This is a genomic window from Bradyrhizobium sp. USDA 4452 (assembly GCF_054063575.1).
The window spans coordinates 5038004-5052040 of the sequence record NZ_JBSSGK010000001.1 but is presented as its reverse complement, the minus strand read 5'-3'; the positions used below and the strand labels follow the sequence as shown (position 1 = coordinate 5052040).

Below are 14037 nucleotides of genomic sequence, written 5' to 3'. Positions count from 1 at the left end.
GGAATAAAACAACGGCCTCCGCGATCGCCGTCGCGGGGGCTTTTTGTTGACGCCCCGCGCCGATGGTATTGAATACTGCAAACCAAGAACTCGAGGTGGGGAAACCATGACTGCCGCACGTCCGTCCCTGACGGCGCTGTTGTCCGCATTCGCTCTGATCCTGACGAGCTGCAATGTCGCGCTGGCGCAGAAGCGCTACGACACCGGGGCCAGCGACACCGAGATCAAGATCGGCAACGTCGTGCCCTACAGCGGCCCCGCATCCGCCTACGGCACGATCGCCAAGACCGAGGCGGCCTACTTCAAGATGATCAACGCGGCCGGCGGCATCCACGGCCGCAAGATCACGTTCATCTCCTATGACGACGGCTACTCACCGGCAAAGACGGTCGAACAGACGCGCAAGCTGGTCGAGGACGACGGGGTGCTGCTGGTGTTCGGCTCGGTCGGCACCGGCAGCAACGCGGCGATCCGGAAATACATGAACGAGAAACAGGTGCCGCAGCTGTTCATCGCCTCCGGCGCCTCCAAGTTCAACGACCCCAGGAACTATCCGTGGACCATGGGCTGGCAGCCGTCCTACCAGGACGAGGCGCGGGTCTACGCAAAATACATCATGAAGCACAAGCCCGACGCCAAGGTCGCGGTGCTCTACCAGAATGACGATTTCGGCAAGGACTACCTCAAGGGCCTGAAGGACGCGTTCGGCGACAAGACCTCGATGATCGTCGCCGAAGAAGCTTACGAGACGTCGGAGCCCACGATCGACAGCCATATCGTCAAGCTGAAGGCGGCCGGCGCCGACACATTCGTCAGCATCACGTCACCGAAATTCGCGGCGCAGGCCATCAAGAAGGCCGCCGAAATCGCCTGGACACCGTTGCAGATCGTCGCCAACGTCTCCGCCTCGGTCGGCGGCGTGATGCAGCCGGCCGGCTTCGAGAATTCGCAGGGCATCCTGTCGGCGTCCTATCTCAAGGACGGCGCCGATCCGCAATGGGACAAGGACCCCGGCATGGAGACATTCCTTGCCTTCCTCAAGAAGGATTACCCCGAGGCCAACAAGCTCGACGGCGCCACCTCGTTCGGCTACGCAGCCGCACAGACCATGGCGCAGGTGCTGGAGATGTGCGGCGACGACCTTACCCGCGCCAACATCATGAAGCAGGCCGCGAGCCTGAAGGATTATGTCCCGGGCACGCTGCTGCCGGGCATCAGCATCAACACCTCGGCCACCGACTTCGCGCCGATCAAGCAGTTGCAGCTGATGCGCTTCAAGGGCGAGAAGTGGGAGCTGTTCGGCGACATCATCTCGAGCGGGCTCAGCAACTAGGGCGACCCACGAACTCCACGCAAACGCTTCGCGTGTGTTGCGAGGCGATTCCGCGGCGCTGATTTTCCTCGCAACGCTTTCGACTAAATGACGCCCTCCGCGGCAGCGCCGCGGGAGGCTTCCTGTTGCTGCCACCAGACGAAAGGTATTCAATGCCGGAAGGAGCCGCAAAGTGCTCCCACTCCAAAAATCGTGACACATTCACCGTGATCCAAGGGAGATCAAAATGCCTGCTATCCATTTGCGGTTGGGGGCCTTTTCGGCTGCCCTCGCATTGCTCGCGGCGGCCACGACCCCCTCCGTCGCGCAGAAGAGATACGACATCGGTGCCTCCGACAGCGAAATCAAGATCGGCAACATCATGCCCTACAGCGGGGCGGCTTCGGCCTATGGCGTGATCGGCAAGACCGAGGCGGCCTATTTCCGCAAAATCAACGCCGAGGGCGGCATCAACGGCCGCAAGATCACCTTCATCAGCTACGACGACGCCTATACGCCGCCGAAGACCGTCGAGCAGGCGCGCAAGCTCGTCGAGAGCGACGAGGTGCTGCTGATCTTCAATTCGCTCGGCACGCCGCCGAACTCGGCGATCCAGAAATACATGAACCAGAAGAAGGTGCCGCAACTGTTCGTCGCCACCGGCGCCACCAAGTGGAACGACCCGCGCGAATTCCCCTGGACGATGGGCTGGCAGCCCAACTACCAGAGCGAGTCGGTCATCTATGCGAAGTACATCCTGAAGAACAAGCCCGACGCCAAGATCGCGGTGCTCTACCAGAACGACGATTACGGCAAGGATTATCTGAAAGGATTCAAGGACGGGCTCGGCAGCAAGGCTGCGTCCATGATCGTCGCCGAAGACAGCTACGAGGTGACGGAGCCGACCATCGACTCTCACATCGTCAGGCTCAAGGCTTCCGGCGCCGACGTGTTCTTCAACATCACGACGCCGAAGTTCGCGGCGCAGGCGATCAAGAAGAACGCCGAGCTCAACTGGCATCCGCTGCATTTCCTCAACAACGTCTCCGGATCGATCGGCAGTGTGATCAAGCCCGCGGGCTTCGAGAACGCCCAGGACATTATCTCGTCGCAGTATTTCAAGGACCCGACCGACCCGCAGTGGAAGACCGACAAGGCAATGATCGCCTGGAATGAGTTCCTCGATAAATACTATCCGGAAGCGAACCGCGCCGATGCCTCCGTGATGTACGCCTACATCGTCTCGCAGGGCCTGGTGCATGTGCTCAAGGCGTGCGGCGACGACCTGACCCGCGAGAACGTCATGAAGCAGGCGGCCAGCATCCGCGATTACGAACCCGGCGGCCTGTTGCCGGGTGTCAAGGTCAATACCTCCGCTACCGATTTCGCGCCGCTCTCGCAACTGCAACTGATCCGCTTCAAGGGCCAGACCTGGGAGCGCTTTGGCGAGATTTTGAGCGGCGACGTCGGGGGCTGACCCGGAATTGTCGACTAAAGACCAGAGCCCCTGCGGCGTTGTCGCAGGGGCTTTTCATTGAGACGACCCGGCCAAGATGGTAATTTCACCTGATAACAACAGAGCCCTCGAAACAGGGGGCCGCGACACATTCGTCTGACAACAGGGAGAGAGACATAGATGTCCGCTACCACAAGACTTGCGGTCCTCGGGGCCGCGCTCGCGCTCGTCGCGACATCCAGCAGCGCTGCGCTTGCCCAGAAGAAATACGACACCGGCGCCAGCGACACCGAGATCAAGATCGGCAACATCATGCCCTACAGCGGCCCCGCCTCCGCCTACGGCATCATCGGCCGCACCGAGGCTGCCTATTTCAAGAAGATCAACGACGCCGGCGGCATCAACGGCCGCAAGATCAATTTCATCTCCTACGATGACGCCTACTCGCCGCCGAAGGCCGTCGAGCAGGCCCGCAAGCTGGTCGAAAGCGACGAGGTGCTGCTGATCTTCAATTCGCTCGGCACGCCATCGAACTCGGCTATCCAGAAATACATGAACTCCAAGAAGGTGCCGCAGCTGTTCGTCGCCACCGGCGCCACCAAGTGGAACGATCCGAAGGACTTTCCCTGGACCATGGGCTGGCAGCCCAACTACCAGAGCGAGACCCAGATCTACGCCAAGTACATCCTGAAGAACATGCCGAACGCCAAGATTGCCGTGCTCTACCAGAACGACGATTACGGCAAGGACTATCTGAAGGGTCTGAAGGACGGCCTCGGCCAGAAGGCCGCCAGCATGATCGTCGCCGAGGAGAGCTTCGAGACCTCTGAGCCGACCATCGACAGCCACATCGTCAAGCTGAAGGCCAGCAACGCCGACGTCTTCGTCGATATCGCGACGCCAAAATTCGCGGCGCAGGCGATCAAGAAGGTTTCTGAGGTGGGCTGGAAGCCCACGCACTTCCTCAACAACGTGTCGGCCTCGGTCGGCAGCGTGATCAGGCCGGCCGGCTACGACAACGCGCAGGGCATCATCTCGGCCGCCTATCTGAAGGACGCCTCCGACAAGCAGTGGGACAATGATCCCGGCATGAAGGAATTCTACGCCTTCATGGCCAAGGACTTCCCCGAAGGCGACAAGCTCGACGGCGGCACGGTGACCGGCTACGGCGTGGCGCAGACCCTGGTTCAGGTGCTCAAGCAGTGCGGCGACAACCTCACGCGCGAGAACATCATGAAGCAGGCGGCAAACCTGCACGACTTCCGCACCGAAGTGCTGCTGCCCGGTATCAAGATCAACACCGCCGCGAACGACTTCGCTCCGATCAGCCAGTTGCAGCTGATGAAGTTCAAGGGCGAGAAATGGGAACTGTTCGGCGACGTGATCAGCGCCGACGTCGGCGGCTGATCTCCCGCCAATATCCGACTGGCATTGGCCCCCTGCGATACCGTCGCAGGGGCTTTCACTCGCCATGGGCCGGCTAGAGCATTTCGGTTCTGATTGAGTCAGAACCGAAGCTCCAGATTCGAGTCTTGACGCGTTTTCTTCGCGCGAACCGGTGTCCACTTCGCTCGAAAACGCTCTGGCCCCGGCGATGCCTGCTTACACTTTGCCCGGCAATGCGCTAGGAGAACCGGCAAGAACCGAAGAGAACCCGGCCCTTCCGCGCCGGCAACAACAAGGAGATTTCGGGAAATGCCGATGCCGATCCGCCACCGTGTCGCAACCGCCCTGCTCGGCTTCGCCGTCGCCGCCATGACCGGCCATGCCGCATGGGCGCAGAAGAAATACGACACCGGTGCGACCGATACCGAGATCAAGATCGGCAACATCGTGCCCTATAGCGGCCCGGCGTCGGCCTATGGCGTGGTCGGCAAGGCGATGGCTGCGGTGTTCAAGAAGGTCAACGACGACGGCGGCATTAACGGCCGCAAGATCAATTTCATCTCCTATGACGATGCTTATTCCCCGCCGAAGGCGGTCGAGCAGGCACGCAAGCTGGTCGAGAGCGACGAGGTGCTGTTCCTGTTCGGCACGCTCGGCACCGCCTCCAACACCGCGATCCAGAAATATCTCAACGCCAAGAAGGTGCCGCAGCTGTTCGTTGCCACCGGCGCGACCAAGTGGAACGATCCGAAGGCGTTCCCATGGACCATGGGCTGGCTGCCGAGCTACCAGAGCGAGTCGCGAATCTACGCGAAATATCTGCTCAAGGAGAAGCCTGCCGCAAAGGTCGCGGTGCTCTATCAGAACGACGACATGGGCAAGGACTATCTGAAGGGCCTGGAAGACGGCTTCGCCAGCGATCCCGCACGGGTCGTCGCCAAGGAGAGCTACGAGGTTGCCGAGCCTACCATCGATTCCCATGTGGTGCGGCTGAAATCATCGAACCCCGACGTCATCATCTTCTTCACCACGCCGAAATTCGGCGCCCAGGCGATCAAGAAGCTCGGCGAGATGAACTGGAAGCCGGTGACCATCGTCTCCAACGTCTCGGCCTCCACCGCGACGGTGATGCGCCCCGCGGGCCTCGACAACGCCCAGGGCGTGATCTCGGCGGCCTACGCCAAGGACGCCAGCGATCCGCAGTGGAAGGACGACGCCGGCATGAAGGCGTTCGACGAACTGCTGGCCAAATACATGCCCGACACCAACCGCGTCGATGCCTCGGCGATGACCGGCTACAACTGGCGACCACCATGGTCGAGGTGCTGCGCCGCTGCGGCGACGACCTCACCCGCGCCAATGTGATGAAGCAGGCGGCGAGCCTGAAGCAGTTTGCGCAGGGCGGCCTGCTGCCCGGCGTGACGCTGACCACGGGGCCGACCGACTTCCAGCCGATCGAGCAATTGCAGCTGATGCAGTTCAAGGGCGAGCGCTGGCAATTGTTCGGCGACGTCATCAGCGGCGAAATCGGCGGAAACTGATCGGGTAACGAAAGCACAGCCATGACCGACCGTCGTCCTCTCCTGCGTTCGATCTTCGATGCCGCGGTGGCGGCTGCGCATCCCGATGTCGTGCTGGCATCGCGGCTGCGGCCGGCACCGAAGGGACGCGTGATCTGCCTCGCCGCCGGCAAGGGCGCCGGCGCCATGGCCGCGGCGGCGGAACGGCACTATCTCGACACGCTCGGGCTCGAACCGTCGCGGCTGGTCGGCATCGCCACCACCCGCCACGGCCATGGCGTGCCGACCCGCCGCATCAGGGTGGTCGAGGCCGGCCATCCGGTGCCCGATGAAGCCGGCCTGCGCGCGGCCGACGATACGCTGCGGCTCGCGGCAGAAGCCACGCCTGACGATCTCCTGCTGGTGCTATTGACCGGCGGCGGCTCGGCGAACTGGATCGCGCCCGTCGAGGGCGTCAGCTTTGCCCAGAAGCAGCAGGTCAACCGCACGCTGCTGCGCTCCGGCGCGCCGATCGGCGAAATGAACATCGTCCGCAAGCATCTGTCGCGCATCAAGGGAGGACGGCTGGCACGCGCCGGCCAGCACGCCGCCGAGGTCGTCACGCTGGCGATATCAGACGTGCCGCATGACGACCCCTCCGCGATCGCATCGGGGCCGACCGTGCCGGATCCGACCACCCTGGCGGATGCCCGTGCGCTGGTCGCCAAATACAATCTCTCCGTCGACGACGCAGTCCGCCGCGCGCTCGACGATCCCAGGAACGAGAGCTGCAAGCCGGGCGATCCCGCCTTTGCGCGCGCGACGTTCGAGCTGCTGGCCAAGCCGAAAGCCTCGATCGACGCTGCGGTGAAGGTCGCGCAGGACGCCGGCTACGAGACCATCGCGCTCGGCGCCGATCTCGAGGGCGAGGCGCGCGACGTCGCAGCCGGGCACGCGCGGCTCGCATTGAAGGCACGCAGCGAGGGCAAGCGCGTCGCGATCATCTCCGGCGGCGAGCTCACGGTGACGGTGCGCGGCAACGGCCGTGGCGGCCCCAACCAGGAATACGCGCTGGCGCTGGCCGACCTGCTCAAGGACACGCCAAATGTCGCAGCGCTGGCCGCCGACACCGATGGCGCCGATGGCGGCGCCGGCAGCGCCACCGACCCCGCCGGGGCCGCGATCGATCATGCGACCTTCGCGAAGATGAAGTCGCTCGGCCTCGACCCCAAGGCCTATCTCGAGAACAACGATGCCACCGGGTTCTTCGCGCAGACCGGGGACTTGCTGCAGACCGGGCCGACGCTGACCAACGTCAACGATGTCAGGGTGATTTTGGTGGATTGAGACTCACCGCTCTCTCCCCGTCATTGCGAAAGCGATAGCGACGAAGCAATCCATCGTTCCGTGCATGCTGCACGATAGATTGCTTTGCTACGCTCGCAATGACGGCAGAGGCGCCGCCGGCCTCAAAACTCCTGCGCGAGCTTCGCCAGCATCTCAAGCAGCGCGGCGTGGTTGGCCGGGCCGAGCACCTCGATCAACCGCGCCTCGTGCTTGTTGGCGACCAGCTTCTTGGCGCGCGCCAGCACGGCGCGGCCCCTGTCGGTCAGGACCAGGATGTGGGAGCGGCGGTCGTTGGTGGAGCGCATCCGCGCGCAAAGGTCGCGGCTCTCCAGCGCGTCGAGCATGGCGACGAAATTCGGCCTGAGGATGCCGAGCGTGTTGGCGATCTCGGTCTGGTTGCGGCCCGGATTCTTGTCGAGCAGCAGCAGCACCGAGAACTGCGCCGGCGTCAGCTGCAGCGGCGCGACGCAGCGCAGGAAGTCCTCAAACACCTTGAGCTGCGCGCGCTTCAGCGAATAGCCGAGCAGTCCGGACAGTTCGCCCAGTTGCAGCATGCTGTCGTCCCCGGCAGGATCGACCGGTTCCCGGCGCTGGGCACGCGGCGAACGGACGGCATCGGCGGCGGTCTTGGAAACAGTCATCGCTCCAGGCTCGCAATCCCGGTAAAACCCCGCGGGACGCTCGGGGACCTTGAGATTATATCCAATAATCGTTATGAACTATATCAAATACCGGCGGCTATCAACAGCCGATATCGGCCGACCCGACCGGCACAACCGGCCGCGGCGGTCCGACGCTTGAGGGGGAGCGCTCGGCCTTGAACACGACGATCATGCTGTTCCTGCTGCAGGACGGCATCACCAATGGCGCGATCTACGCACTGCTCGGGCTGGCCCTCGTGCTGGTGTTCGCGGTGACGCGGGTGATCCTGATCCCGCAGGGCGAATTCGTCACCTACGGCGCGCTGAGCTACGCCATGCTGGCGACCGGGCAGGTGCCCGGTACGGTGCGCCTTGCGGTCGCGATGGGCATCGTCGCTTTCGCGCTCGACCTGTTCTTCGCGCGCAAGGCGTTGCATGCCCGACTGGTGATGCGCTCGGTCGGGCTCAACATCGTGTTTCCCTTCGCGCTGCTCGGCCTCGTCTATGCACTGGTCGGTCCCCATACGCCGATCGCCGTCAACATCGCGCTGGCACTCTTGATCGTGGCGGCGATCGGGCTGTTCCTCTACCGCATCGCCTTCCAGCCGATCGCGCACACCTCCGTGCTGGTGCTGCTGATCGCCTCGGTCGGCTGCCATCTGGCGCTGCAGGGCCTGGGCCTGGTGTTCTTCGGCGCCGAAGGCCTGCGCGGCCCGGCGCTGTCGAGCGCCGCGGTGACCGCAGGTCCGCTGCGCTTCACCGGCCAGAGCCTTGCCGTGTACGCCCTGACGATCGGCTTCATCGTGGGGCTGTGGCTCTTCTTCGGCTACACCAAGACCGGCAAGGCGCTGCGCGCCACCGCGGTCAATCGCCTCGGCGCCCGCCTGGTCGGCATCCGCACCACGCTGTCGGGCCAGATCGCATTCCTGCTCGCCTCAGTGATCGGCGCGATTTCCGGCATCCTGATCGTGCCGATCACGACGCTCTATTACGACACCGGCTTCCTGATCGGCCTGAAGGGTTTCATCGCCGCCATCATCGGCGGCCTCGTCAGCTATCCCCTGACCGCGGTCGCCGCCATCCTGGTCGGCATCGTCGAGGCCTTCTCCTCGTTCTACGCGAGCAACTTCAAGGAAGTCATCGTGTTCACGCTGATCCTTCCCGTCTTGGTGCTGCGCTCGCTTGCAGCGCCCCAGGTCGAAGAAGAGAAGGATTGAGCGCGATGACGCAGCGACTTCCTCTCGTCATCTTCGCGCTCGTGTTGGCGGTGATCCCGCTTGTCCCGGGCATCCCGCCGTTCTGGATCGTGCTGCTCGACAATATCGGCCTCGCCGCGCTGGTCGCGATGGGGCTGGTGCTGCTCACCGGCGTCGGCGGCCTCACCTCGTTCGGACAGGCCGCGTTCTGCGGCTTCGGCGCCTACACCACCGCGGTGCTGACCACCGCCTATGGCGTCTCGCCGTGGCTGACGCTGCCGGCGTCGTTATTGGTCAGCGGAATCGCGGCCGTGCTGCTCGGCCTCGTCACGGTGCGGCTGTCGGGCCACTACCTGCCGCTCGGCACGATCGCCTGGGGCATCGGGCTGTTCTATCTGTTCAGCAAGCTGGAATTCCTCGGCCGCAACGACGGCATTTCGGGCATCCCGCCGCTCTCGATCGGCTCGTTCAAGATGCTGAACCCGGATACGATCTATTACGCGATCTGGGTCGCGGTGCTGCTCGCCGCGCTCTTGACCATGAACTTGCTGGATTCCCGCACCGGGCGCGCGATCCGCGCCCTGCGCCGCGGCCATATCGCGGCCGAAGCCTTCGGCGTGCAGACGCCGCGCGCCAAACTCCTGGTGTTCATCTATGCCGCGGTGCTGGCCGGCCTGTCCGGCTGGCTCTACGCGCATTTCCAGCGCGCCGCCAACCCGACGCCGTTCGGCGCGCAGGCCGGCATCGAGTATCTGTTCATCGCAGTGGTCGGCGGTGCCGGTTACGTCTGGGGCGGCGTGCTCGGCGCCGGCATCGTCGTGATCCTGAAAGAGGTGCTGCAGAGCTACCTGCCCTATATCTTCGGCGGCCAGAGCCAGCTCGAGACCATCGTGTTCGGCATCATGCTGGTGCTGCTGTTGCAGCTCGCACCTCAGGGCGTCTGGCCCTGGCTGATGTCGCGGCTGCCGTTCAAGCCGGGACGAAAGACGCCGGACACATCAGTGAGGCTCGAACACCGCGAGCGGGCGCCAGGAACGTCCCAGGTGCTGCTGCACGTCGACAAGGCGCGCAAGCAGTTCGGCGGCGTGCTCGCGGTGAACGACGTCTCGTTCGACGTCAACGCCCGCGAGATCGTCGCGCTGATCGGCCCGAACGGCGCCGGCAAGAGCACGACCTTCAACCTGATCACCGGCGTGCTGGCTGCAACCAGTGGCAAGATCGCGGTGCTCGGCAACGAGGTTGCGAACGCTCCGCCGCAGGAGGTGGTCAAGCTCGGGGTCGCACGCACATTCCAGCACGTCAAGCTGGTGCCCGACATGACCGTGCTCGAGAACGTCGCGATCGGCGCGCATCTGCGCGGCAATTCCGGGGCGATCTCCAGCATGCTGCGGCTCGACCGCACCGACGAGGCGAAGCTGCTGGCGGAAGCCGCGCGGCAGATCGAACGCGTCGGCCTGTCCGACCAGATCGACCAGCTCGCGGGTTCTCTCTCACTCGGCCAGCAGCGCATCGTCGAGATCGCGCGTGCGCTGTGCGTCGATCCGATGCTGCTGTTGCTGGACGAACCGGCCGCCGGCCTGCGCCACATGGAGAAGCAGCGGCTCGCCGCGCTGCTCAGGCAATTGCGCGACGGCGGCATGTCGGTGCTGCTGGTCGAGCACGACATGGGGTTCGTGATGGATCTCGCCGACCGCATCGTGGTGCTGGATTTCGGCACCAAGATCGCCGAAGGCACGCCGGCCGCGATCAAGCGCAACCCTGATGTCATCAAGGCCTATCTCGGAGCCGCCGCATGAGCGCACTGCTGACGGTGACCGACGTCCACATTGCCTACGGCAAGGTCGAGGCCGTGCGCGGCGTCTCGCTCGACGTTGGAGGGAACGAGATCGTCACCATCATCGGCGCCAACGGCGCCGGCAAGACCACGCTGCTCAACGCCATCATGGGCGTGCTGCCGCTGCGCGGCCGCACCACCTTCGCCGGTATCGACATGGCGCCGCTCGACATCGAGGACCGCGTCGCGACCGGCCTCAGCCTGGTGCCCGAGCATCGCGAATTGTTCGGCACCATGAATGTCGAGGACAATCTCGAGCTCGGCGCCTTCCGGATCACCAAGGCGGTCGCGGCGACCTCGCTGGAGCGGGTCTACACGCTGTTTCCGCGGCTCAAGGAGCGCCGCAAGCAGCTCGCCGGCACGCTGTCCGGCGGCGAGCAGCAGATGCTGGCGATGGGCCGCGCGCTGATGGGCGCTCCGAAGCTGCTGATGCTGGACGAGCCGAGCCTCGGCCTCGCCCCGATCATCGTCGCCGACATCTTCCGCATTGTCGGCGAGCTCCGCGCAGCCGGCGTCTCGGTGCTGCTGGTCGAGCAGAACGCCCAGGCGGCGCTGCAGATCGCCGACCGCGCCTATGTGATGGAGCTCGGCGAGTTCGTGCTGTCTGGCCCGGCCCATGAGATAGCCGCCAACAAGGGCGTCGCCGCGAGCTATCTCGGCTTCCAGCACGAGGGCGAAAGCGCGATTTAATATCGCTGACGCGTGTGGCTAGCGAAAAGGCCGGCCCCTCAGCGGGACCGGCTTCCTCGTTTTGCGGATCGCGGCCGGCTTACATCGCCGGGACGTACTTCCCGTCCTTGACCGTCAGCAGGATGCGCGAGCGGTCGTCGAGGCCGTAGCGGTCCTTTTCGGTCCAGTTGTAGACGCCCTGGCTCGCCACGATCTCCTTCTCGGAGATCAACGCCTGGCGGATCGCTTCGCGGAATTCCACCGTGCCGGGCTTGGCAGTCTTCAGCGCCGTCGGGATGATACGCTTCAGCACCTCGAAGGCATCGTAGGAGTGGCCGGCGAACTGGCTGCGGCTGTTGGCGCCGTACTTGGCTTCATAGGCGGCGTTCAGCGTCAGGCCCGGCTTCTTGGTCAGCGCGCTGTCGGGCTGGGTCTCCGGCGACATGATCGGGCCGGCCGACATGATAACGCCTTCCGCCGACGCGCCCGCGATGCGGATGAAGTCCATCGTGGCGGCACCGTGGGTCTGGTAGATCAGGCCCTTGTAGCCGCGCTCGCGCAGCGCGGTCTGCGGCAGCGCCGCCGCAGTACCGGAAGCGCCGATCAGGATGGCGTCGGGATTGGCGGCGACGAGCTTCAGCACCTGGCCCGCGACCGATGTATCCGGACGCGCGAAGCGCTCCTCGTCGGTCATGGTCAGGCCCATCGGCACCGCCTGCGCCTTGAAGTCGTTGACCCAGAGATCGCCGTAGGAATCCGAATAGCCGATATAGCCGACGGTCTTGATGTTGTGCGCCTTCATGTGCTCGTAGAGCACCTTGCCCATGATCGGAATCGACTGCGGCAGGTCGACCGACCATTTCGCGCGGGCGTCGTTGATCGGGAACGGCGCGAGGCCGAAATGCGGGATGCCGGCCTCGTTGGCGACCGTCGACACCGCGATCGTGGTCGGCGTGATGCAGGAGCCCATGATGATGTCGGCCTTGGACTCGGTGACGAAGCGCCGCGTGTTGGTGGTCGCAGCCGTCGGATCGCCGGCGTCGTCGAGCACGATCAACTTCAGCGGCACGCCGCCGATCTCCTTCGGCACGAAATCGAGCGCGTTGCGCTCGGGAATGCCGAGCGCCGCCGCGGGGCCGGTGGTCGAGATCGAGATGCCGATGGTGATTTCATTGGTCTGCGCCAGAGCGGGTGCGCCCGGCAGCGCGATAGCAGCTGCGAGCAACGCTGCGGCGAGAGTGGCCTTCCTCATTCATTCCTCCCTGCGGATATGTTCTTTGGGTTTAAACCAGTTTTGCGGGCCAATTCAGCCCCTTCTTTAGAGCATGATCCGGAAAAGTGGAAACCGGTTTTCCCTCGCGACAAACGCGAGACGCGTTTGCGCCGGGATCATGCTCCGGAAGCCGGGTCATGAGGAGGTCCAAGTCAGCCCTGAATCAGTCAGCCCTTCATCAAGCAGTCGATGACGTCCTGCGGAAATGGCGCCGATTTCAGCCTGGCGGGATCGTCCGGGTGCCGGCCGACCAGCACCCTGGTCTCGAATGCCTCGATCGCCAGCGCCTCGCCCTTGAACACGCGGTGCACCACCTCGAAGCTCGAGCGCTTGATGCTATCGATCCGGCTCTCGATGGTAATCCAGTCGCCATGGGTCGACGGAATGTGGAATTTCGCCCTTGTGTCGACCATGGGAATGCCGACCAGGCCGTATTTGTGGACGAGGTCCTGTTTCGAGCAACCGGCAGCTTCGAACATGATCGAGGTCGAGTCGTCGAACATCGCGAAGTAGCGCGGGTAGTAGACGATGTTGGCGGGGTCGCAATCGCCCCACTGGATCTGCACGTCGCGCCGGTTGACGAACATGGTCTGTCCTCGATTGAACGTGATCGATCCGGAAGAGCTTTTTGCGCTCTTCCGGATCATGCTTCAGCGCGGCGCCATCCGGAGCGCGGCATCGAGCCGCACCACTTCGCCGTTCAGATAGGGATTGTCGATCATGTGCAGCGCCAGCGAGGCGAATTCGTCGGCCTGGCCCAGCCGGCGCGGGAACGGGATCGCGGCCGCGAGCGAATCCTGCGCCTCCTGCGGCAGGCCGGCCAGCAGAGGCGTCATGAACAGGCCGGGCGCGATGGTCAGCACGCGGATGCCGAATTGCGCGAGCTCGCGCGCGATCGGCAGTGTCATCGCGACGATACCGCCCTTGGAGGCCGAATAGGCCGCCTGCCCGATCTGACCGTCATAGGCCGCGACCGAGGCCGTCGAGATCACGACGCCGCGCTCGCCGGTCGCGAGCGGCTCGAGCTTCGCCATGTCGGATGTTGCCAGCCGCAGCATGTTGAAGGAGCCGATCAGATTGACCTTGATCACCTTGTCGAAGTCGGCGAGCGCCATCGGCCCCTCGCGGCCGATCACGCGTTTTGCGACACCGATGCCGGCGCAATTGACCAGCACCCGCGCCGGGCCGTGCGCCTTGGCGGCCGTTGCCACCGCGGCCTCCGCCGCCGCTGCGTCGGCGACGTCGCAGACGAGCGGAATGCCGCCGATCTCGGCGGCGACACTCTCGGCGAGCTTGGCGTTGAGGTCGCAGACCGCGACCTTGGCGCCCTGTGCGGCCAGCCGGCGCGCGGTCGCCGCGCCCAATCCCGATGCGCCGCCGGTGACGATGGCGGCCTGGTCCTTCAACTGCATGGCGTTCTCTCC

11 protein-coding genes and 1 pseudogene are annotated in these 14037 nt (G+C 64.4%); 8 read left to right on the top strand and 4 right to left on the bottom strand.

Annotated elements, in window-relative coordinates; all coding sequences use genetic code 11:
* Positions 1-106 precede the first annotated feature (106 nt).
* The 5 genes and pseudogenes from ACVISU_RS24220 to ACVISU_RS24200 all read left to right on the top strand — a co-directional run bounded on the left by ACVISU_RS24220 (position 107) and on the right by ACVISU_RS24200 (position 7000).
* Positions 107-1333 carry an ABC transporter substrate-binding protein gene (locus tag ACVISU_RS24220; RefSeq protein ID WP_050406250.1) on the top strand — a complete coding sequence of 409 codons (1227 nt, stop codon included), beginning with the start codon at positions 107-109 and terminating at the stop codon, positions 1331-1333.
* Between the two features lie 226 nt (positions 1334-1559).
* Positions 1560-2789 carry an ABC transporter substrate-binding protein gene (locus ACVISU_RS24215; protein WP_456708543.1) on the top strand — a complete coding sequence of 410 codons (1230 nt, stop codon included), beginning with the start codon at positions 1560-1562 and terminating at the stop codon, positions 2787-2789.
* Positions 2790-2948: 159 nt separating this feature from the next.
* On the top strand, positions 2949-4175 hold the full coding sequence (locus ACVISU_RS24210; RefSeq protein WP_456708542.1) for an ABC transporter substrate-binding protein: 1227 nt from the start codon (positions 2949-2951) through the stop codon (positions 4173-4175).
* A 294-nt stretch (positions 4176-4469) separates the two neighbouring features.
* Positions 4470-5695, top strand: a pseudogene (locus ACVISU_RS24205) (ABC transporter substrate-binding protein).
* A 21-nt stretch (positions 5696-5716) separates the two neighbouring features.
* Positions 5717-7000, top strand: a complete 1284-nt coding sequence (locus ACVISU_RS24200; RefSeq protein WP_456708541.1) for a glycerate kinase type-2 family protein — start codon at positions 5717-5719, stop codon at positions 6998-7000.
* 122 nt (positions 7001-7122) lie between these two features.
* On the opposite strand, the gene ACVISU_RS24195 is transcribed toward ACVISU_RS24200, so the two are convergent.
* Complete coding sequence (locus ACVISU_RS24195) at positions 7123-7641, bottom strand: MarR family winged helix-turn-helix transcriptional regulator (RefSeq protein WP_050406246.1); 519 nt, start codon at positions 7639-7641, stop codon at positions 7123-7125.
* A 176-nt stretch (positions 7642-7817) separates the two neighbouring features.
* Here ACVISU_RS24195 and ACVISU_RS24190 point away from each other — a divergent pair, with 176 nt between their 5' ends.
* From ACVISU_RS24190 to ACVISU_RS24180, 3 genes are read left to right on the top strand one after another with little or no spacing between them, the layout of a single operon-like run.
* Complete coding sequence (locus ACVISU_RS24190) at positions 7818-8858, top strand: branched-chain amino acid ABC transporter permease (protein ID WP_050406245.1); 1041 nt, start codon at positions 7818-7820, stop codon at positions 8856-8858.
* Between the two features lie 5 nt (positions 8859-8863).
* Complete coding sequence (locus ACVISU_RS24185) at positions 8864-10633, top strand: branched-chain amino acid ABC transporter ATP-binding protein/permease (RefSeq protein ID WP_456708540.1); 1770 nt, start codon at positions 8864-8866, stop codon at positions 10631-10633.
* Positions 10630-11361: an ABC transporter ATP-binding protein gene (locus ACVISU_RS24180; RefSeq protein ID WP_456708539.1), complete on the top strand. Its 732-nt coding sequence runs from the start codon at positions 10630-10632 to the stop codon at positions 11359-11361. Before ACVISU_RS24185 ends, ACVISU_RS24180 begins: the two co-directional genes overlap by 4 nt.
* Before the next feature lie 79 nt (positions 11362-11440).
* Here ACVISU_RS24180 and ACVISU_RS24175 read toward each other — a convergent pair whose 3' ends face one another.
* The 3 genes from ACVISU_RS24175 to ACVISU_RS24165 all read right to left on the bottom strand — a co-directional run bounded on the left by ACVISU_RS24175 (position 11441) and on the right by ACVISU_RS24165 (position 14025).
* Positions 11441-12592, bottom strand: coding sequence for an ABC transporter substrate-binding protein (locus ACVISU_RS24175; protein ID WP_063695263.1), 1152 nt, complete (start codon positions 12590-12592; stop codon positions 11441-11443).
* 188 nt (positions 12593-12780) lie between these two features.
* The gene (locus ACVISU_RS24170) at positions 12781-13200 is read right to left on the bottom strand and encodes an acyl-CoA thioesterase (RefSeq protein WP_456708538.1); all 420 of its coding nucleotides are present in this window, start codon (positions 13198-13200) and stop codon (positions 12781-12783) included.
* Between the two features lie 63 nt (positions 13201-13263).
* Positions 13264-14025, bottom strand: a complete 762-nt coding sequence (locus tag ACVISU_RS24165) for an SDR family NAD(P)-dependent oxidoreductase (protein ID WP_050406241.1) — start codon at positions 14023-14025, stop codon at positions 13264-13266.
* Positions 14026-14037: the final 12 nt, after the last annotated feature.